Annotated in this window: 15 protein-coding genes and 1 pseudogene; 2 read left to right on the top strand and 14 right to left on the bottom strand. The window is 37.1% G+C overall.

Going from position 1 to position 22,481, the window contains the following annotated elements:
- The first annotated feature begins 270 nt into the window (after positions 1 to 270).
- Positions 271 to 2,622, top strand: coding sequence for a TonB-dependent receptor (locus ESZ36_RS18410; protein WP_146790571.1), 2,352 nt, complete (start codon positions 271 to 273; stop codon positions 2,620 to 2,622).
- 201 nt (positions 2,623 to 2,823) lie between these two features.
- Here the strand turns inward: ESZ36_RS18410 and ESZ36_RS18405 are convergent, their stop codons facing one another.
- Both ESZ36_RS18405 and ESZ36_RS18400 read right to left on the bottom strand, forming a co-directional pair.
- The gene (locus tag ESZ36_RS18405) at positions 2,824 to 3,156 is read right to left on the bottom strand and encodes a PBPRA1643 family SWIM/SEC-C metal-binding motif protein (protein WP_146790569.1); all 333 of its coding nucleotides are present in this window, start codon (positions 3,154 to 3,156) and stop codon (positions 2,824 to 2,826) included.
- A gap of 174 nt (positions 3,157 to 3,330) precedes the next feature.
- Positions 3,331 to 3,693 (bottom strand): winged helix-turn-helix transcriptional regulator, encoded by a 363-nt coding sequence (locus tag ESZ36_RS18400; protein ID WP_146790567.1) that lies wholly within the window; start codon positions 3,691 to 3,693, stop codon positions 3,331 to 3,333.
- A gap of 113 nt (positions 3,694 to 3,806) precedes the next feature.
- Here ESZ36_RS18400 and ESZ36_RS18395 point away from each other — a divergent pair, with 113 nt between their 5' ends.
- Positions 3,807 to 4,682, top strand: coding sequence for a nuclear transport factor 2 family protein (locus ESZ36_RS18395; protein WP_146790566.1), 876 nt, complete (start codon positions 3,807 to 3,809; stop codon positions 4,680 to 4,682).
- Between the two features lie 23 nt (positions 4,683 to 4,705).
- Here the strand turns inward: ESZ36_RS18395 and ESZ36_RS18390 are convergent, their stop codons facing one another.
- The 12 genes and pseudogenes from ESZ36_RS18390 to ESZ36_RS18335 all read right to left on the bottom strand — a co-directional run bounded on the left by ESZ36_RS18390 (position 4,706) and on the right by ESZ36_RS18335 (position 22,471).
- Entirely contained in the window at positions 4,706 to 7,903 is a 3,198-nt protein-coding gene (locus tag ESZ36_RS18390; protein WP_146790564.1) for an EAL domain-containing protein, read from the bottom strand.
- Positions 7,904 to 8,246: 343 nt separating this feature from the next.
- Positions 8,247 to 8,465 carry a DUF6500 family protein gene (locus tag ESZ36_RS18385; RefSeq protein WP_146790562.1) on the bottom strand — a complete coding sequence of 73 codons (219 nt, stop codon included), beginning with the start codon at positions 8,463 to 8,465 and terminating at the stop codon, positions 8,247 to 8,249.
- A gap of 126 nt (positions 8,466 to 8,591) precedes the next feature.
- Positions 8,592 to 11,867, bottom strand: a pseudogene (locus tag ESZ36_RS18380) (amidohydrolase family protein).
- 343 nt (positions 11,868 to 12,210) lie between these two features.
- Positions 12,211 to 12,720 carry a GNAT family N-acetyltransferase gene (locus ESZ36_RS18375; RefSeq protein WP_146790560.1) on the bottom strand — a complete coding sequence of 170 codons (510 nt, stop codon included), beginning with the start codon at positions 12,718 to 12,720 and terminating at the stop codon, positions 12,211 to 12,213.
- The gene (locus tag ESZ36_RS18370) at positions 12,692 to 12,877 is read right to left on the bottom strand and encodes a hypothetical protein (RefSeq protein ID WP_146790558.1); all 186 of its coding nucleotides are present in this window, start codon (positions 12,875 to 12,877) and stop codon (positions 12,692 to 12,694) included. Before ESZ36_RS18370 ends, ESZ36_RS18375 begins: the two co-directional genes overlap by 29 nt.
- Before the next feature lie 83 nt (positions 12,878 to 12,960).
- Positions 12,961 to 13,482 carry a thioesterase family protein gene (locus tag ESZ36_RS18365; RefSeq protein WP_146790556.1) on the bottom strand — a complete coding sequence of 174 codons (522 nt, stop codon included), beginning with the start codon at positions 13,480 to 13,482 and terminating at the stop codon, positions 12,961 to 12,963.
- Positions 13,483 to 13,853: 371 nt separating this feature from the next.
- Positions 13,854 to 14,240, bottom strand: a complete 387-nt coding sequence (locus ESZ36_RS18360; RefSeq protein ID WP_146790554.1) for a hypothetical protein — start codon at positions 14,238 to 14,240, stop codon at positions 13,854 to 13,856.
- Between the two features lie 169 nt (positions 14,241 to 14,409).
- A complete protein-coding gene (locus ESZ36_RS18355; RefSeq protein ID WP_246129169.1) occupies positions 14,410 to 17,280 on the bottom strand; it encodes a DUF349 domain-containing protein in 2,871 nt (956 codons plus the stop codon).
- Between the two features lie 53 nt (positions 17,281 to 17,333).
- A complete protein-coding gene (locus ESZ36_RS18350; protein ID WP_011043374.1) occupies positions 17,334 to 17,657 on the bottom strand; it encodes a YeaC family protein in 324 nt (107 codons plus the stop codon).
- 79 nt (positions 17,658 to 17,736) lie between these two features.
- Positions 17,737 to 18,066: a hypothetical protein gene (locus ESZ36_RS18345; RefSeq protein WP_011043373.1), complete on the bottom strand. Its 330-nt coding sequence runs from the start codon at positions 18,064 to 18,066 to the stop codon at positions 17,737 to 17,739.
- Between the two features lie 197 nt (positions 18,067 to 18,263).
- Positions 18,264 to 21,329: an efflux RND transporter permease subunit gene (locus ESZ36_RS18340; protein WP_146790552.1), complete on the bottom strand. Its 3,066-nt coding sequence runs from the start codon at positions 21,327 to 21,329 to the stop codon at positions 18,264 to 18,266.
- Entirely contained in the window at positions 21,326 to 22,471 is a 1,146-nt protein-coding gene (locus ESZ36_RS18335; protein ID WP_146790698.1) for an efflux RND transporter periplasmic adaptor subunit, read from the bottom strand. Before ESZ36_RS18335 ends, ESZ36_RS18340 begins: the two co-directional genes overlap by 4 nt.
- Between the last annotated feature and the right edge of the window lie 10 nt (positions 22,472 to 22,481).

The following is a 22,481-nucleotide window of genomic DNA, read 5'->3' as shown; positions in this document are numbered from 1 at the left end:
TCATTATTTCTCTTTTTATTATTTAACACCAGTTAACCACAAATTGACCGCTTTTCACTCAAAGTTGACCGTTTATCACCTTATCTTCACTATCACTGATCTTTATATTATCAGGGGCTTTTGAACTTTCATGTTTGTGTGTTGCTCAAGGTAAAAGCGTACCAATGGTGACGCTTGTTCTACTTTGTACCGAAAGCAAACAAGTAGCTGTAAACATAGTGCAAAGCTCAAAAGACCATAACAATAATTATAATAATAGAGTGAGATAACATGAAAAATAAGGCAATAAAAAGCATATTCACCTTGAGTGCCTGTGCTTTAGCAATTAATGCTGCAACAGCTCAAGAGCAAGCAACATTAGAAGTTATTCAAGTCACCGCGCAAAAAAGATCAGAAAATGCACAAGAAACACCAATATCAATGAACGTACTTAGTGCAGACGATTTAAAAGAAAAAAGCATAGAAAAAATTGATGATTTACAATATTCCGTACCCAATTTACATATGACAGAAACAGGTATCAGTACCCAAATGTTTATCCGCGGCATTGGTACGGGTAATAACCAAGGTTTTGAACAATCTGTTGGTCAGTATATCGATGGTGTACATTATGGCCGCCAACAATTACTGCGCATGCCGTTTCTTGACTTAGAAAGAATTGAAGTCTTAAAAGGTCCACAATCAATCATGTTTGGTAAAAACTCTGTAGCGGGTGCGCTTAACTTATCTTCAGCTAAACCAACACAAGACACAGAAATTCATCTTGGTGTACAGTATCAACCTACCATAGGTGCTACTGAATTTACTGGTATGGTATCAGGCGCTTTAACTGATACTTTGTCAGCAAGGTTAGCCGTTAGAGACTATTCAGAAGATGGTTATGTTGATAACACGTTTAAAGAGCGTGATGAGACAATTCGAGAAGAAAGCGCCGTTCGTTTGAGTTTAATGTGGGAACCAAGAGATACCATGAACTTCTTATTCAAAGTAGAACAAGATGAGTTTGATGGCATTGGGCGACAAATCGAAGTGATTAAGGACGAGCCATCTCTCGCAGGATCCCCTATTCCAGGTGCTACCTTTAGTCAAATACTAGGGGCTTTAGGTCATCCTAATGCAATATCGGAAAGTGAATTTAATTATGAGCGTCAAGCTGATGCAGAAGAAAGTAATAACAACAGCTTAACGAATACAACGTTAACGGCTAACTTCAAATTAGGGGATTACACCCTTACCTCTATATCAGGTTTTGTTTCCTACGATTTTGTTGAAACTTGTGATTGTGACTATACTGCAGCACCTATTTTTTCAGTCATCATTGATGAAGAATATGAGCAGTTCAGTCAAGAAATTAGGTTAGTTTCTCCGGTAGGTGAAAAATTCGATTGGCTAGGAGGGCTTTTTTATCAAACCAGTGAGCTTGGCTTTGATGACAATATTAAAATACCAACCAACAGCGTTTTAGGTTTATTGTCTGGTGGTGCACTATCGCCTTTAACCGGACAAGGTGCAGGTCGTAATTATCAATTAGACACAGATATGATTTCTGCCTTTTTTCAAGGGCGTTATCACTTTACCGATGCATTAACACTTACCTTAGGCGCCCGTTTTACTAGTGAAGAGAAAACATCATCTCGTATTATGAATATTACTGATCTAGGTACTGGTGATATTACGACCAATCCTATGGCACCGGCCTTATTTGATGCTGTCTTTGGTATTCAAAGTGAACAAAGTCCTTTGTCACCCCAAGGACATAACTTAACTGGTGATCGTAAAGAGAATTCTTTTACGCCACTAATTAATATCAGTTATAAAATCGATCAAAATATTATGGCTTATGCTTCTGCCACCACAGGGTTTAAAGCAGGTGGTTTTGATGCCAGAGCTAATAATGTTAATTCATGGGAATTTGAAGAAGAAGAAGCCACTGCCTATGAAATGGGAATAAAGTCCTTATTGCTCGACGATACCTTAGAAATAAATTTATCTTTTTACCGCACCGAATACGACAACCTACAGGTGAGTCAGTTTGATGGTGTACTCGGCTTTAATGTTGGTAATGCTAAAGAAACCGTTGTTCAAGGAGTTGAAGTAGAGGGTCGCTGGATAATACTTGACGGTTTATCAATGCAATATGGCATTGCTTATTTAGATCACGAGTACAAAGACTTTACAAATGGTAACTGTCATAGCAGACAAGTGCCTGATGGTGATATAGGTGCTGATGGTAATCAACTGTGTGATTATACGGGTAAATCTGGACAATATACCCCTAAATTTACCGCGAGTATTGGTTTTGACTATTTCACTGATATTTCATTTTTAGGCTTTGAATACTTCAGAACTACGTTAGGGCTTTACCACTCTGCAAAACAAAATGTTGATGTTAACTTAAACCCGCTTTATGAAGTTGACGCTTACGACAAAGTAGATATACGAATTGCCCTTGAAAGTGAAAATTGGAACATCGCTTTGTTTGGTAAAAACATAACAAATGAAGAAGTGTTAACGTATGTGGGTAATAACCCATTATCGGGTAGTACCTTTGGCACAGATACTTTTTATGGCTTTGTCGACCGACCAGCGGTATATGGTATACAGCTAGATTATAAATTTTAGTTGAGTCCAATAAAGTGTAGTAAATGTTAGATAGCTTTACTTGACTTTACTTAAACTAAAGTAGAAAACGGACGTTTAATTGTTGTATTTCAATATATTAAAATATGATTACAACAATTAAATGTCTTATTCTCCCCTTTTTATTCCTAGACTGGTATCTTGAAGTAAAGCGGGAACATATCACGGATAACTAGAGTATTATTAACCACAACACTTTTTATATTTTTTTTCACTGCCACATGAACAAGGATCATTACGGTTCGGAGTTTTGTCAAATCGAGTCGTCGTTGGCTTATTTAATAGGCCTTCAAGTTCAATAATGTTTTCTTCTACAGCATTATCTACCGTAATTTCAGCAAATAAGTCGTTATCGCTTACTAACTTTGTTATTTCTACTTTTCTTTCTTCACTACTAACCACTAGCGTTAATGGTTGTTTTTCACTACCAAGCTTAACGGAACGCTGATTATTATAACCTGTGGTTACATGGTTCTGTCTGGTGTGAATACGCCCTTTGTAATAAAGATCGTGCATAATGGTTCTCCGCTAATATTAAAAACTTGATTTAAGCGCGGCAGTATAACGTAAAGTAGTAAATAGTCGACTGTTGAATTAAGAGTCGGCCTATTAATTTTTCATTAGCATAAATGAAACAGTCATTAATCAATTTTCATTGCCTAACAGCTTGCCAGTCATAGTAGTTGAGATTTAGTCAGTTTTACTTCGATTACCTTTTATCATTGCGTGATTTTTTTCCGCCCAATCGATTAAATGACCCACGGGCGTTAATACACTTATTCCCATTTCCGTTAAGTCATAAACTACTTTTGGTGGACTTTCATCATAAGCAGTACGTGTTATGTACCCTTCTTGTTCTAGTTCTTTCAATACTTTGGTCAAAACTTTTTGAGATATATCACCAATCGTCCTTTTAAGTTCATTAAAGCGCGTTGGTTGCTCTGATAAGACAACAAGAATGAGCAAACTCCATTTATCACCAATACGATTAATTACATCACGAATAGGACAATCGAGCGCACCTTTTTTATCAAGTACCGTTACTTTATGCATGTATAACCACCTTTAATTCAATAATTCTAACCTAGTTACCTCAAGGTGCCTAATTGACACTTAGTATCTCAATGATACCATTAATGCTGAATTTGACCAATAGGACTATAAAGATGAAACCAACAACCTCATATATTGCCGCGGCAGCGTTTGCAGCCACAACAATATTAAGTGCATGCAACAGTACGGTAACTGAGCCGAATAACCCAAAGGTAAATAGCCCAATGAAAGCAATAGCAGTAAAAGCGCAAGATGCATTTTTTAAAGATCACGATGCTAATGAGATAAAAAAATACTTTCGTGAAGATTATATTCAGCATAATCCACATGTTCCTACTGGTATTGAAGCTGTTTTAGGTTTTTTGCCTGTACTAGAAAAAGCTGGAACCACCTATCAAACACATCGTTTATTAGAAGATGATGAATTTATTGTTATGCATAATACCTACAGTAATGCAGAAAGTTTTGGTGCAAAAGACGTAGTAACTTTTGATATTTGGCGCATGGAAAATGGACAAGTCGCAGAGCATTGGGATGCAATTTCACCCGTTATTGTAGCTACAGCTAGTGGTCGTTCACAATTTGATGGGCCAACACTTGTTACTGATATAGATAAAACTAAAGAGAATAAGCAATTAATTGCCGACTTCATGAGAGATGTACTTTTTGGTCAGGCTCCAGAAAAAATTAGTGAATACATCAGCACTGAGCAATACGATCAACATAATCCGATGGTTAAGGATGGATTAAAGGGGCTAAATGAAGCAACTACTTATTTGATTTCCCAAAACAATATGTTTGATTACCATAAAGTTCACCGTATCTTAGGTGAAGGTAACTTTGTTTTAGTACAAAGTGAAGGTCGATGGAATGATAAAGCACAAGCCTTCTATGACATGTTTCGCGTAGAAGAAGGTAAAATAGTAGAACACTGGGACATTATTCAAGAAGTCCCAGAAAAGATGGCTCACGATAACGGTATGTTCTAAATAAAATAGCGCCTAAATAGGCGCTATTTTTTACATTCTAAAACAACTTGTTTATCCAGAATTGATAATAATATTTTAAATGCACTGTGCAACTTGGTTAACTCATCTTTTGTCGTCGGATAAGAGCTTGTCTGACGATTACTAATAAGCTCCTCTGCGACAAAGTGCACAACATTTTGAGCCTGCTGTAATTCATTAATCCATAAATCTTCAAATAATTTTTCCTGTCTGAATCGAATAATCCATTTGTCAAAATGACAACTCATAACACATTCATCCATTGTTGCTTTCATATCCCCTTGTAAAAAGTGTACTACATTTTTTAGCCAGTGATTTAGTATCAATTCAAGTTGTTTCACTCTTTTTACTGGAAGTGTCATCTCCACCTCACTGCTGTTTAGCCAAGTTTGGTTAGGTTTGTACTCTTTAATCCAGTCCACTAACATATTGGCAGGCATAGGTTTTGAAATGGCATAACCTTGTGCATTATTACAACCCATTAAAAGTAACATGAGCCCATGTTCTGTCGATTCGACACCTTCTGCAATGACGTTTCGGCTAAATGACTTACTCAGTCCAATCACACCATCAATAATGGCGAAGTCATCAGGATCGATTAAAACATCTCGAACAAAGCTTTGGTCAATTTTGATAGTATCAGCAGGAAGTTGACGAAGATGGGATAGTGACGAGTAACCTGTACCAAAATCATCTAATGCTATTTTAACGCCTAAATCATTACGACAAGCGCTAATAATTTTACTAATACGTTCTAAATTTCCTAGGGTACTACTCTCTAACACTTCTAATTTGAAATGATGAGAATCGATATTTTGGTGGCGATGGAGTGCGGCATTAAGACTATCAAGGAAACAAGTATTTAAAAATTGCATAGCAGAGACATTTACACTCATTTCAATATTGATACCCCGATTGTTTAATCGTTCAAGCTGAGTCATACCTTGATCAATTACCCACTCACCAACTTGGATTTCTATGTCTGTACCTTCAATCGAGGGTAAAAATTTTAGTGGTGATATGAGCCCTTTAACAGGATGCTGCCAACGAATTAAAGCTTCAACACCTATTAACTTACCCGAAGCCATATTTACCTTTGGTTGGTAATAAAGACAAAACTCATTGTTAATCAAGGCTTGCTGAATCTCATGTAATTTAACATGCAGTAGACTTGTTTTTTGTGCTTGCTCTAAATCAAAGAGCTGGTAATTCTTTTTCCCTTGTTGTTTTGCTTGATACATAGCTTGGTCAGCATGACGTAATAAAGAATCTAATTCCACGCCATCTGTTGGAGAGAGGCTAACACCGATGGATGCACTGATATCGATGGAGTTTTCGTCAATAAAGTAAGTCGCACTAACGGAGTGAATAATTCTTTCAAGCATCTCATAACACTGACTCGTTGATTTTATATCGCCCAAAAGCATAGAAAATTCATCTCCCCCAAGGCGTGAAACTGTATCTTCAGATCTTAAGGCCAATTGAAGGCGATGGGCTACTTCAATCAGTAGTTTATCCCCCGCATCATGACCATAAATGTCATTAACAGGCTTAAAGTCATCTAAGTCTAGAAAGCAAACTGCGAGCAATGTACTTGAACGCTTTGAATGGGCGATGGCTTGATTGAAACGGTCGTGTAGCAGTGTTCGGTTAGGTAATCCGGTCAGAGGATCGTAATGAGCCATTCGCTGCATACTTTCTTGTTGCCGTTTGCTATGCGTTATATCTGAGAACATACCGAGATAGTTAACTATTTGACCATCAGAATCTTTCAGTGTTGAGGTGGTGAGTAATTCAGCGTAAATCTCACCATTTTTCCTGCGATTCCAAATTTCACCTTGCCAATATCCTAGTTCGGTGATTTGTTTCCACATAATAGTATAAAACTGAGGTTGCTGTTTACCTGAACTGAGAATATTAGGAGTTTTACCTATGACTTCTTCTCGGCTGTAGCCAGTAATATCTGAAAACGCGGGGTTAACATCAACAATGATTTTATCCGCATCTGTAATTATGATGCCTTCATGCGTATCACTAAAGACACGAGATGAAAGTTTGAGTTTCTTTTCGAGTCTTTTATGGTCAGAAATATCAACAATACTAACCGCTACATTACGGAAATTATTTGTTGATGAGGGTGTTTGAAATGAGACAAGTGCCTGAATTTCTTTCCCGTCTAACGACTGAAAATTCGCTTCAGATAGAAAGGTTTCTTGATTAGACCATATGGCACACATTTCGTTAATAAATACGTCAATTGCATCAGCACCGAAAGTTTTGTCGATGTTACTTATAAATTCAGCTTGGCTAGTTGCACCAAAGAGTTTTAACGTTGCATTATTGACAGAATTAACTTTAACCATGGCCGCTAAATCCCAAGCAAGGTCAATATTTTCATACAAGTGAGTTTTTAGGTCCTCAACTCCTTCCTGCCTTAATTTTTCCAGTGCTATTACCACCGTAGAAAAGTCTTCACTCCAAATAGACACTTCAGTATTATTAAAAATAGCTTCAAAGCGTTCTTCACTTTCATTACGAGAAGACTCAGCTCTTCTAACCAGAAAGATGACAAGAAATGCGGTTAAGATACTCGATAAGATAGTAAAAATGAGTAAGTAGTAGAAAGAGGTTTTGCTTAAATCATGAGAGTCTTGACTACTGTTTTTGAACTCAAGTGCTTTATTACCAGCAAAATTGATTAAAAAACGCATGTTCTGGTTTAGTTTTTTAACATGATCTGCGCCTTTACCGGTGGTAATACTAGCCGCTAATTGATCTTGGTTATTACGCTTTAAAGCAAGTACTTCGTCGCGAATAGATTTCCACTCAACAAAAGTTGTGAAAGCGACATTAATTTTTTCTTTATCCCCAAGAAAACGATCTTTGATTAATTCAAAATGGCGATAGACTTCATGTTCATGTTGATTTACCAAGGAGATAGCTACGTCCAAGTCACCTTTGTTGCTAGCTAACACAACGTCCTTCATATATCGGTGCATAGCAAGTATGTCGCCATTTGCTTCTAATACAGCAATACTGACCGAAAAGGGGTGTTTATACATTTTATCATTGAGATCTGCATGCTTTTTGTTTTCTTGTACCGCCATGAAGGCGAATAACACCACTAACAAAATTATGATGATAAAGCCAAGCGAAATGACCTGTATAGAGGATTTAGCCTGTGATGATCCAAAATCATTCATGCCAGCTCTATTTCCGTTAGTAGCTGTTTAGATAGAAAAGTACTTATCATTTTTATCTCAATCCTTTGGTCAAGTACAATAATGTAAGTCGGTATCCCACCATAGTTAATGGCGATAAATATTAGTTCTTTTTACCTCTGCTAATATTAATTTTTTGAATTAAGGCAATACCTTCACTTTCCATACTAGGTCGTTCGTTATTGTAAGTCCATAATTATTGTGTGGTTTTGTTGGTTTATTATTAAACATTACGGTGAATGTTTTGGCTATAACAACAAAGATTATGATTCGATTAAACGTTCAATAACTGTATTTTATTTTAAATGACAGAAACACGTGCAACTTACTGCTCTGACATTACCAAGGTTTTAATTTTCAGTGCTTTTTCAAAGTGGTCGAGTTCATGAGTCATAATCCACCATGTTGCCGCTTCCATCAATAAATCAGGGTTATCATTTTTATTGGCAAAAAATGCATAAAAGGATAAACCGACATTAGTGCCCTTTTGCGCCATTTTTTTATCACACACAGCAATGATCTTTTCTTGCAAACTTTTACGCATACATTAATTTCCTTTTGATATTCTACACACTTCTTTTTTATAGGAGTAAAAAAGCCAGTAAGAGATCCTTACTGGCTATTAATTTACGTAATGTTAACTGTAACTTAAACAGATTAACCGAAAATTCTATTTATCTTCGAAATAGAATTTTTCACGTTTATTATCGTAATTACCAATTTCATTCATGGTATCGGCATTATACAAACGGCCATTAATCATAGTATGGGTGACTTTATCACTTAGGCGGATATCCTGAGTGATGTCACCATCAATAACAATTATGTCAGCGAGTTTACCAACGGTTAATGAACCTAAGTCTTTATCCAAACCAAGTGATTTTGCTGGAGAAATAGTTGCGGTACGAATGGCTTGCAGTGGCGACATACCACCTTGTGCCATCATCCACATTTCCCAGTGCATCGCTAAACCTTCGCGCTGTCCGTGACCACCAGCATTAACTACTACACCTAAGTCTTGCATTTCTTTTGCAACTTTTGCTACGTTAAAATGATTGTAATGATGAAGCGGTGCTTTTGGTCGACGCATAGAGCGGGGATCTAAAAACTCACTAGGCACATATTGACTTAAACGAGGGTGTTCCCAAACATTAGTCGTATCATACCAATAGTTTTCGCCGGAAATACCGCCAAAAGCAACGCCCATGGTTGGCGTATAAGCCATATCAGATTGAGACCACAATTGTTTGATATCATCATAAATTTTAGCGGTAGAAATTGAGTGTTCAAGCGTAGTATGTCCATCAACAACCATGGTTAAGTTATGTTGTAGTAATGAGCCCCCTTCTGGTACCACCATCATTTCTAATTCGCGCGCTGCTTGAATAAACTGCTGACGTTGGTTTCGACGTGGCTGGTTATAGCTTTTAACACTAAAGGCCCCTGCTGCTTTTAAACGTTCAACGTGAAATTTAGCATCCTCAAGACTATCAACATGTGACGTATAGCCAGGGATAGTGGCACCATACAAAATAGTACCGGTTGAGAATAATCGTGCTGCAACTATCTTACCGGATTTTTGCATTTCACTGGCGGCAAAAAATTCAGTGGTATCGTTGGAAGGATCATGAATTGTGGTTACACCCAGCGCCAAGCCAGCATAATTTTTCCAGTTTTGTTGTGGAATAATTTCATTACTGCCTTGCGGACCATGAGCATGTGCATCAATCAAACCAGGCATCACTGTTTTGCCAGTAATATCAATGATGATCGCATCACTTGGGATGTTAACCTGCCCTTTAGTGCCTACGGCTTTGATTTTGTTACCTTCAACAAGGACCACACCATTATCAATAACCTGCTCACCTTCCATAGTGATAACTTTACCGCCAACAAAAGCAACATGACCAGATGGAATATCAACTTTTTGTTTATAACTTAAGTTAATGACATTGATGTCGTTAACGACTGCAGATACATTAGATTCAAGCTCTGCCTCATCAACATTGTCATCAGATGTTTTAGCCGTAATATCAAATAAACCTTTTATTGATGCTTGATATAAATCAGCACCAAGGCTCCAATAAAGCTCGTTTGATTTACCATTCCAATTAATTCCTTCACCAGCACGCATTGATAATTGCTCTACCGGTAAATTTTCAGCTTTAGGACCTATATCAATAACCTCACCACGCTCGACAAAAGGTGTGACAAAAACTTTAAAACGCTCCGCAAAAGCAAGGTAACTACCATCCGGTGATACCCTATATTCTGACGCAAACTTGCCTTGATAAAGTTTCGTATCATGTTGACCATCTAAATCGATTCGTGAAATATGAGGAGTTTCCCCATCACGTGTCACATAGATACGATCATTTTGCACACCAAAGTGTGGTTGTATCCCCTCTTCAGTCACAAGTTTAGCCTTACCACCTTTTGCTGAAACCGCGTAAATACCTGGGTTTAAGCCCCAAGTAGGGTCAGTAATATACCCGCCACTGACTTTACGATAGACAACGGTTTTACCATCAGGTTAAAAGCTTGGTTCAACGTATTTTCCTGGTTCACGCGTTATCGGTTTACCTTTACCACCTCTGCTAGAAACAACACGTACTTGGCCTAAATTTTTATCATCCCAACTCACATAAACAATCTTTTTACCGTCACGGGAAAAACTGGGGTTTAACTCGAACTGGCTTTTTTGTTTAGTTAAACGTTTAGGTTTCCCCTTTGGCAGGCTCTTGGTATAAAGGTTCCCCATAGATTCATAAACAGCAAGCTTACCATTAGGAGAGACTTTGACATCACGGAGCATTTTAGTATCAAAGGTTTTTTGATCTAAATCTTGTGGGAAGCGCACCGCTGTTTGAATTTTCTTTGTTGTTTTAACATGAAAATCAATCACTTTAGCTTTCTTCGATGTCAGTGATAACTTATTTATTTTTCCTCCTGACCAGAAAACGATCCCGTCACTGTCAGGTGTCCATGACATAGTAGGATATACCCCATGAATGGCCCAAGTTTCTTGCATATCACGGTCTAAACCATCATAAATTTTGCTTTGTTCCCCGCTTTTAAGGTTGTACAGATATAAATTTGATTGAAAATCATCGCGACTAATAAACGCTAAATACTTGCCATCAGGTGAAAGTGTCGGTCTTATTGCACCACCTTTACCTGATACAACCACCTTAATTTCGCCCGTTTCAAGCTCAAGACGCTTAATTTTGTAAATGCCTTTTTCAGAATCTTTAGAATAATGAAAGGATTTACCTGGCGTAGCATCTTGTGAAAAATAGACATATTTTCCATCATGAGAAAATGCTGGCTCACCTAAATCTTTTTGCTCATTTGGGCGTTTAGTTAGCATTACACCATTACCACCCGACTTGTGATACATCCACACTTCACCAGCACCTAGAGAGCGAGTACCTGTGTAATGTTTACGGCCAACAATATAATTACCATCTGGCGACCATGCAGGGCTATTTAATAAACGAAAGGTTTCGGTCGTTACTGCTTTTGCATCACTGCCATCCGCTTTCATTATCCATAAGTTGTCGCCACCATCTTCATCAGATGTAAACGCTATGTACTTACCATCGGGGCTAAAACGTGGTTGCATTTGCCAAGCAATATCAGTCATCAAGGGTGTCGCTTCACCGCCAGAAGCCGGCATGGTGTATATATCACCTAATAAATCAAAAATAATAGTTTTGCCATCGGGACTTAAATCAACATTCATCCAAGTACCCGAACGTACGTCTATATCAGCCGTAGTAAAGTTTCCTTGTGGCGCATTAACAGACCATTTTGGTGTTGTTTCTTTTATCGTTGCTGTATTAGCATTAGTAGATGATTCAGTAGGTGTTTGTGCAAAAGTGCTAGGTAAAGCCAACAAAACACTGAGAGCAACACCTGAAAGTAATAATTTTTTAGAGAACATATTTTTCGACGGCATGAATGAGTACCTTAGACGTGTATATAGGTTAAATTTATTATTTTTTACTTATTTTTCATTACTTCTACTTAATCACAACCATTGATAAGATGTAAGCGAATTACGATGGTTAGTTGAAATTGTAAGATACATAGCACAAGTGAAAAGTTGACGTATTGTACGCCTTTGCTGCCAGTCTGAACGGGTAGTAAGCAATTTGTGAGTTTGGTTTGGGTATTGCTTAATTAGTGACTTGATTCTTCTCTTAATTACTTATTGAAACATTGGCCTATAGAAAGCCAATACTTTGTTTCTCTGATTTTTATTTTAAATTTTACGATAATGACTTCTAAATCGTTGATTGCCAATAACCGACATCTAACCAACGATCAAATTTTAAACCAACTTCTTTAAAATGAGCCACTTTCACCATGCCAAATTTTTCATGTAAAGCGATACTAGCTTCATTAGGTAGGGTAATTCCACCAATAGCACTGTGAATTTTTTTACGCTTCAGTTCATCAAACAATACTTGATACAATTTCGTACCAAGTCCTTTTGAAATCTGCTCAGGGGATAAATACACAGTCACTTCAACTGAAAAACGATAAGAAAATCTATCTCGCCATTTAGTCGCGTAGGCATAACCCATGATTTTGCCCGACTCATCTTCTGCAACAAACCAAGGTAAATCATCGGCGAATATTTGTGTTATACGCTTTAATATATCTGAGGTTGTTACGGCTTTTTCTTCAAAGGTCACAACAGTATTTTCAATGTAATGGTTGTAAATAGAACAAATACTACTTACGTCTTGTTCTTTGACCGCTCTAATCATTACCTTGGTTTCCAATTTCATTCTTTATCGCTTTTATCTCGGCCTTACACTGTGCATTGTCTTTAGATGAACCCTGTGAACAAGGAGTAGATGAATCACCACCTAAATCACGTTGAACACTATAATACACGCAGGATGAAAGTAAAAAGGTACAAAGCAAAGCATAAATATGTTTCATAATGAATCCTTTAATAAGTTATTTGGTTTTAATCTGTTTTGGTCAGCATAGGTAAGATATTTTTTAAACTGAAAGGATTGCTATTACGGCCAAGGTCGCTGGCTTTCTGCATCAATCCAAGCATTAACCCAATCAGGCACATCAAAGTTTGGTGTGGATTTACCATAGGCAGCTAAAACTTCAGTAGCAGGTACTAAACCCTGCTTTGAAGTAAACGCAGCTTTAATTAATGCAGATGAGCAAACTTTATCTTTGATGTGGGTTTCTTGCAAAAAGTAAAACCAGCGTCCGTCATGACAAATAACCTGAGTAGTGACGGTGAATTTTTTCCAAAAAGCTATTCTTCTGCGATAGCGCACACTAGCACCACCTACAGCAAAGGCCCATTTATTCTTTCTCATCAGGCTAAGTAAACCAGTACGTAAAGCGAAATCCCAACGACCAAACTCCATATACGTTAAATGACGCGCATTATTAAGTTCAACAAATACATCAATATCAGTTAACCCTGCACGACAGTTCAGCACGCTTTTTTCATCCAAATTCATCTTAGGACTATTTTTGGCCTTAAACAGGGTCGTAATTAACTTAATATACGGGTACATACTTTGTTTCTCTTAGTTTTTATTTTGTAAAACAAGAAGTAAGAGTACGCGGTAGTATTAAAGAAGGAAAGTAGTAAACTAATTTTAATAGATATTTTTGGCCAAATTATTTCTATTTTAGACCGTGTGTGCTATCGAGACAAATCAATAACATAGTGATAGCCCCACCGTTGAATGCTAAAAGATTTGATCATGATTGAAAGTGATGATTAGTTTTTTGTGACGCAGATAAAGATTTTTACGGTCAATAGCGGAGTAATTATTCTTCGATGAATTATCAAATTATCCATTAAGGAAAGCGTCGAATTACGGCTCCTTTTGGTAGCGTTATTATTAACATCTACCATGAAGATTTTATCACTTCGACTAAATTAATTAACACCACTTGTTAGTGTCTGCAATGCTTTAGTCATGGTTTGTTTACCTTCTTCTGTCACTATCATGTTATTAAGCATTCTTTGCTTAAATACACACTGCTGCGTTAAAGCTGAAGTAGATTCAGTATTTACTTGTTTATCCGCAGGTCGATATGGGGAGTTTTTAACTAACTGCATTACGTCTGGAAACCGCTTTTTAAATAACGTAAGCGTTTCATTAAATGCCACTGAATTTTCTTTAGGACACAATGCCAAGGCGCCATCGGTAAGTTGATAAATCCCCTTCACTATTCTACTTTTTTGTTGTTCCTGTTCAGATAAACTGGCAGCAGTTACTGTGTGAGATAATAAAACTAACATGAGGGTAAAATAAGTTTTCATCGCTTTATTCCGAGTATTTTTTATCAGATGAAATAAAAAATCAGTTTACTTCGTAGATAAGAAGCAAACTGATTTTATAAACATTTTAGATATACTTTTGATTATTTCGTTCAGTGCTCAGTTTTCTATTAACAAAATTGAGCACTCAAGTGCAATTGTAACTTTCAATCTATTGGCAATAAATAGCTTTCAAGCGATCGATTAGCGGTAAGTCACTCTCAATAAGCGCACCTAACATCAGCCAATCAATCAGTAACTTATTCAAATCAATCTCAGTACCTGAAAGCATTTGCTCTTGCATTAATTGAACTTGAACTTTCATACGTTGATCGGCTAACTCAGCCGGTGAACCACTTTTGCCAAGTATTTCAATTTCTAAGGTTTTATCAAAACGAGCACTACTTTGAGCTTGTTTGGTTAACTTAACATGCTCTTGGAAACGTTTTTGCCAAAAACTGGTCATATTATTGTAAACAGCTGATGTTTGTAATGCTTGTACATCTTGATTGTTTTGAGCCTGTAAGGACATTAACTCAAACAAGTTTGACCACGTTTGTTGCTCTTTAGCTTGGGTCTTACTTTTAATGAGTTGCTCAATTTTCTTAATGATTTTCTCAATACGCACAGCAACAGACTTGATAACAGGTCTACATGCAATAACATCTTTGAGTAACATTTCTGCTTGTTGCGCAATCGACTGTAATGCTTGCTTATCATCTTCATCTGTTAAAGCATCAAGAGACTCTTCAATGACAACTACTTGTTCAATAAACACTTGTTGTTGAGTTGATAATACTGCTTGTTGGTCAGATTTAAATTGTTGTCTTTTACCAAATAATTCATCATTAACTTGACGGAATTTCTGCCACAGCTGATTTTCTTGATGATTACCGGCAAAACCTATTTCACGCCATGTTTGTTGTAACTCTTTAGCCGAATCAATTGCTGCTAACACATCTTCATTTGCTAGTAACTCTTCAGCTTTAGCGATTAATGCTTGTTTTGCTGTGATATTGCTTGAATGAAAAACACTAATAGCGCTTTTAATCGGGGCAATAGCTTCTTTAAATTTCAGCTGCAATTTTTTGTATTGGTTACGATCAACTTCACCAGCATTATTCCATTGCTGTTGTAAATTATTGAGTTGACCGTCAAGTTGTTTAAAATCAGGCTTTGCTGTTTCTTCTGAATCATTAAGCTGTGTAACAAACTGCTCTGCTTTTGCTAATATTTTTTGACGTTGATCTAAATGCTGTAAACGCATTTTATCTTGCTCAGCATAGAATAAACGACAAGGAGCAAACGCTTGTTCACAGCGTTGATTAAATTGCTCATTAAGTTGCTTATCTACATCTTCATCAGCATGACCTAATGAATTCCAGGTGCCACGATACTCTTTAACTTTTTTTGCTTGCTCATTGGGATTATCCAATGGCGTTTCCACCAATGTTTGAATAGCTAGCAATAACTCTTGCTTGCGTGGTGTAGCGATATAATGTTCCCAATCGCTAAGCTCGACCATTTTTTCACTTACTTGGTCAAAGTCACGTTGTAATTGTTGTAACTGTTGAACAGACAAATGGTGAATGCTTTCTTTCACGCCTTTGAACAAACCAAAACAAACTTTGTACTTACCATTATTAAGTAAACGTTTTATGTCTTGTAGTTTCTTCTTGTGTTGAAAGAAAAGTTCTTTTTGCTGACTTTGCAATGACTTTAGTCCGCCCTGCCAAGTAGATACGATTTCTTTTTGAGCTTGCACAATAGATTCTGGTAAAATACCGGCAGTTTTCTTTTCAATAACGCGCCAAGCTTTTAACCAATCATTATACGTTTCTTGACGGTCGTTCAACTCTTCTAATGACTTAGGTAAAGTCAATTGTGATATTTTAGAAATTAAGTGGGTAGCTTGGCTAACCGATTCAGCAATTTCAGGTATTTCATTCAAACGCTTAGTCAGTTGCACAACTTGGGTAATAAAAACCTGTTGTTCATCTTTGTTAAGTACAGAAGCTTTTATGTTTGTTGTTAAGTTACGCAGTAATTCTTTAAAAGATTCTTCATCAAATTTGTCACTAGCAAAAACGGCTGTCGTAATAGATTGGCTAATATGATTTAGCTGTTGAGTAAATTCTTTTTTGTCTTGCTGCTTATCATGCGATAACTTGTCAGCGATGATTTGCTGCTGATAATTTTCAGCTTTAGCAATGAATAGTGTTTCTAATTGACTAATAATATTTTGATATTTATCACTAAATGCTACGTTTTTTTCTTCTGTAAAAACATCAAAATTAAGTGCTAGTGTCTGCCATTCATTAATTAACTGTGCCTTACGGTTTTTATAAACACCATAATCACCAACATCTTTTAGCGCTTGTAGTTTGGCTAAGGTCAATTGTATTTGTTTTTCTAATTTTTTCGGCTTTTCAATGGCAGCTTGTATAGCGCTTAGTTTATCTTCAATTTGTTGAGCTAAGACCTCATTGCATGCTTTTTTACTTAACTTCTCTAAAACCTTGGCATCATCAACTTGGTTAATTATGTAAGATTGAAAGTCAGGGTTTTGTTTTTGGCTAAAGCTGTGCGTTAGTAAATGAGTTGTTGTTTTGCGCGCACTAATTTGCTGATAAAGCGCAATCATAATAGCGCTATCTTGCTCGTGGGCAAGCCAAGCTTCTAATAAAGCTGTTCCCAATACAGGAGTTGTTTCTTGTTGGGCTAATAGTATTTGTTTTTGCTGTGCGCTGATCACAACATTGTGATCAGTGGTTAAAATATCATGAACTTGTTTAGCAGCAAATTCTTTTACTTTTACTTGATTATTATCCTGACTTGCTTGGAGGTAGCAATCAAGAGTCCCTACTTTGATCAAGGCAGCTCGGCGCACTAAGTCACTGGTATCTTGCTTAATAAGATCCGTTAATATGAGTAGTTGCTCACTGTTATCAGCTGATAATTCATCATTAATTGCTGTGATACGAACAGTCGCTTCTTTATGTTGCCACTTAACTTTTGTTTTAAATAATTTGGAGAAGATCATAGTTTTTTTAATTCTTTCAGTTGGAGAATAACGAGAGCTATTTAAATGCAGGCTTACAGCTCATTGTTACTGAAATAAGCGATATCCGCTTGTGTTGGTTTAGTACAGCTTTTCAATTCTTCTTCTGCTTTATAGCTAGAAAATTCAGATTTCAACTGACGTTTGTTTTTTTCAACAACGTGGCCGTCAGGGCCGATAGTAAGCATTTCATCATTTTTCAGATGTCGGGCTTGATAAGCCATACTCAATTGTAAAGCAGTAGCACGTTGCGCTGCATCCACAACGGTACCTTCTGGCCATTTTCCTGTTTCCGCAGCACATTTTAGGCGTAAGTACATGTCATTTGACATGGCGTCTATGGTTTTAATTACATCCATTAGAATTCCGAGGTATAAGTTGTATGAAAATTAGTTATATAAATTGATTCGTTGTATTTACGTCTTGTATCAGAACAGATTATCTTGCTTTGCGTTTAGTAAAGAGCAGCATGGCACGAATGATTATGTACATGACAAATCCAATAATGGCACTGACCATCGCTAGATTATGTTGCCAACTGCCTGGTTCGACCCCGTCCCAAAACATAAAGAGGAATCCACCACAAAATAACAACATGGCAATAAAAGAGTAGTTCATTAAACGTTGAGTTTTATTGATTAAATGAACACGGTTTAGGCTGGCAAGTTTATCGGAGTCGATCTCAGATAAATCAAGGTTACAGTGATTACAGGTTTTTGCTTTATCGGAGATTTTTTTCTTACAACCCGGACAATTAATAACGGCCATTTAAATACTCATGTAATGATAGTTAAAACGTTTAAGCAGGCGCTTTACTTATAAAAAGCAAAGCGCCTGATTTAATGTCGCTTAGTATACCTGACCTATTTTGCTATTTCACTAAGCTAGCGGGTGGAAATAGCTAAGAATGGCTTAAGAAACTGTTAAGTAGTCACTAAATATTTACTTAATTGCCAGTCCTTTATTTATTTACACTCCTCCTTGATAGAAAACAAGACAGCATAAACGACCGGAATAACGCCTAACGTGAAAACAGTAGAAAACAGTAAGCCACCAATAATGGCAATAGCCATAGGTTGCCAAAAAGCCCCTCCTCCAAGGTATAGTGGAATTAAGCCAAAAATGGTGGTCGCCGTTGTTAAAACAATCGGTCTGAGTCTTTGCTGAGCTGCATTAATAATAGCTTGGTAAGGATTTCCAGGAAGTGCTTGCTCCTCAATTTGTATACGTTCTAATAATATTATAGCGTTATTAATCACAATACCGGCCAATGAAACTATGCCTAATAGTGTCATAAAACCGATGAAAGATTGCCCCACTAACAAACCACTCGTTACTCCAATAAGACCTAAGGGAATGGTTAACAATATAATGAATGCTTTTCTCAATGAATTAAACTGTGCAATAAGTAATAAAAGTATAATAAAGCCTGCAATAGGTAATTTTTCACCTATTGATTTATTCGCCTTGCCTGACGTTTCAAATTCACCACCCAATTCATAAGAGTATGAGATTGGCCAATTTTTTTTCTGTTCTTCAAGCCAAGGCAGTAATTCTTTAAATGCCTGGTTTGCGGTAATGGTGTTATCTATTTGGCCACCAACGGTAATGGTTTTTAAGCGATCACGACGTAAAATTTTAGCCGATTCCCACACCACCTTAATATCGGCAACTTGTGTTAGAGGCACTGAACTACCATTCGCCTGAGAGTACACTGCGAGTGCTTGTAATTTACCAATGTCTTGGCGATCACCAGCCTGGGTTCGCATAGTAATTGGAATAACGATATCTCCTTCCCTATACTGACTTAACTCTAATCCCGACATGCCTGTTTGTAATGATATAGCTATATCTTTACTCGATACTCCCGCTCGACGAGCACGACTTTGGTTAATATTGACCTGTAATTTTTTAATTGGCATCCCCCAATTATCACTAATCGCTTTTACTCCGTTGATAGCGCTCATTCGCTTTTTAACTTGCTCAACCAGTGTAAATAACTGTTCAGTGTCAGTGCCATTAATACGAACTTCCACGGGATTTTCAATAGGAGATCCATTTTCTATTTTGCGAAGTTTAACTAATAAATCAGGAAAATTATCCCAACTAAAGCGTTCCAATTTTTCCATGGTTTGATCCACTAACGCATTGTTTGTTACATTGATAACCATTAAAGCGTAGTTACTGCTGGTCGGCTTAGGGTTATGCGTTAGTAAAAATCGTGGTCCACCATTTCCTACATAAGTAACCCAATTAGTCACGCCTACGTCCTCATCGGTTTTAGCTTTCAACTCTTCATTAATAAAGCTTTCAATACGTTGAGTAACTCGCTCAGTCGCAGCTAAAGTAGTACCAATAGGCATTTCTAATTCCATTTTGAAAAAGGCACGGTCGGAAGGCGGGAAAAATAATTTAGGGATGAATGAAAGTCCCCAAACAGCCATAACAATCATCACTAAGGTTACTGATAATGTTACCCAGCGAAAACGAAGTAAGTTATTTAATAACGTTCGGTATGTCACCAATAATGGGCTATCAACCTTACCCGTTATATTTTTAACCTTCATAAAGTTTACACATAGCATAGGGATAACTGTCATCGACAATACCCAAGAGCATAATAAAGTAATGCTAACGACTTTAAAAAGCGAAGCAGTGTATTCACCTGTCGACGATTCGGCCAAAAATATAGGTAAAAATGCCGCCGCAGTGGTAAGTGAGGAAGTTAATAGGGGTACTTTTAATTCATTAGCAGAGTCCACTGCTGCATCGATAGCTTTTTTACCTTTCTCCATCGACACCATAATGCTTTCTGACATGACAATTCCGTTGTCAACTAACATACCAAGGGCGATGATTAAAGCCGCTAAAGAGATTTGGTCAATACCTATATTAAAGAGCGACATGATAAGTATCGCAAAAATCATACTGGCTGGAATGAGCACAGCAACGATAAGTCCTGTTCTAAATCCTAAGCTAAATAACATCACTAAGGTAACAATAATAACAGCTTGAATTAAATTGCTAGAAAAATCATCTACCTTCTTCTCTACATCAAAAGGAAGAAAAGACACCGCTTCAAACGTTACACCAATAGGGTAACTTTGATTCAATTTGGCTATTAGTTCATTCACTTGTTGGCCAAGTAATATATTATTACCGCCTTGTCTCATCGCAATAGCAATAGATAAGCCCTGTTCTCCTGAGAGGCTGACTTTATTTTGCACCGGGTCGACATAACTGCGCTTGATAGAAACCAGATCACTTAAATAAAGCAGACGATCACTACCGGGTACTTGAATAATAGTTCTTTTAATTTCATCAACATTTTCAAAGTTACCACTGGGTTCAAGGGTGATTTGTTCATTATCCACGGTAATACTTCCCCCCGAGATAATAATATTTCGACTGGATAACTGCTCACTTAATTGGCTAGGAGAAATGCCTAAATTTGCTAAGTGTGCGTTATCATATTCAAGGAAAATATGTTCTTGTTGTTCGCCGAAAACTTGTACTTTTGCCGATTCGGATAAACGAAGCATGGCATCCCTTGTTTGATCAGCAATATCTTTCAACTCACGGTAATCATAACCTTCACCAGTTAAGCCAATAACAATACCAAAAACATCACCAAATTCATCATTGACCACTGATGGTTGACTTTCTGCGGGTAACTCGACTTGAGCCGCTTCAATTTTTCGTCGTAAGTTATCCCAAATAGGACGTAAATTGCGGTAACTTTCTTTGATATTAACGCTAATAATTGAGATACCCGTACGTGATTCACTTTTAACAAAGTCTAATTCAGGTAATTCTTGAATAACGCGCTCTAATTTATCTGTAATGAGCATTTCTACTCGCTGTGGGCTAGCACCTGGAAATTGGGTAATAACTTGTGCAGTGCGAATGATAAAACCAGGATCATAATCTTTAGGCATATTTTTATACGCATTAATGCCAAAGAAAATTATCACCACCAACAACATAAGCGTTGTTCGATTGTTGGTAATTGCCATACGTGTAATATTCATAGAATGTTTCTGCTGTTTTTCTTAGTAAAAGTTGTAGTTAAATCAATCGCTTGGTTAAATTTAACTAAGCTGCCTGCAGATATCTTGCTCATTCCAGCGGTGACTACATGGTCACCAGACTGTAAACCTGAATCTAAACCAGAAAACACTTCAATACCTTGTGCGGTGATATTGCCAATAACCACAGCTTCCCTGACAATTTTCCCAACACCGGGGTTATGTTCTTTAACAACAAAAACATAATTTCCTTCGCTATCTTTTAATACCGTATGACTTGGTAAATAAAAGTTTGGATATATTTGACTTTCATGACGTGGAAGTGCAACCCGAGCCTTAACTGATGCCGTCATTCCGGGTAAAATTACATAACCTTTGAGTGCTTTCATGGTAAAAATAACTTCATAAGTTTTACTGTGTTCGTCAGCAAGGGTTGCCACTTCACTAAACTGTAATGGGAAACTGTAATCTTTAATCGAATTAAAGGTAGCACTAACAACACCTTGTGCGGCGTTCTTTTGCAGATGGATCATGATGCTTTCAGGGATATTTACAATCAACTGAATTTGGCTTAGATCATGAAGTCGAACGATTGGTTCTTTAGCATTGATCTCCTGATAATTCTTGCTGTAAACCTTAGCAATAACGCCATCAAATGAAGCGCGTAATGTACTGTAATCTAGATTGTTATTTGCACTTGCTAGTTGTGCTTTAGCTGATTGAGCACTGGTTCTAATTTGGTCAAATTCCGAGGCAGAAATATAATTAGTTTTAATTAAGTTTTTAGCACGTGATAAATCAGCCGTTGCTTTATCATAATGCGCTTGTGCTTCCGCTACATAGATTTTTAAATCGGTATCATCAAGTTTCGCGATAACATCGCCTGTGTTAACTTTATCGCCTTGTTTAACTAAAAAATGCGTTAAGTTACCTGATATTTTAAATGCTAAATCAGCCCGATTAACCGCATCAACCACGGCCGTAAACTCTAACGCTTTGCTAACATCAACAGTCTCAACCATTAAGGTTCTTACTGGTCTTAGCTCTGGAGCGACTTCTATTTGTTGTGTCTTTTCACAAGCGCTTAATAAAATAGTTGCGAAAATGGCGATAACTAAAGGTTGTTTAAATAGGTCAAAATTCATCACAGATAAA

The organism is Colwellia demingiae (assembly GCF_007954275.1).
GTDB classification, from domain to species: Bacteria; Pseudomonadota; Gammaproteobacteria; order Enterobacterales; family Alteromonadaceae; genus Colwellia; species Colwellia demingiae.
The sequence above is the reverse complement of the archived record's forward strand: the minus strand, read 5'-3'. Positions and strand labels throughout refer to the sequence as shown.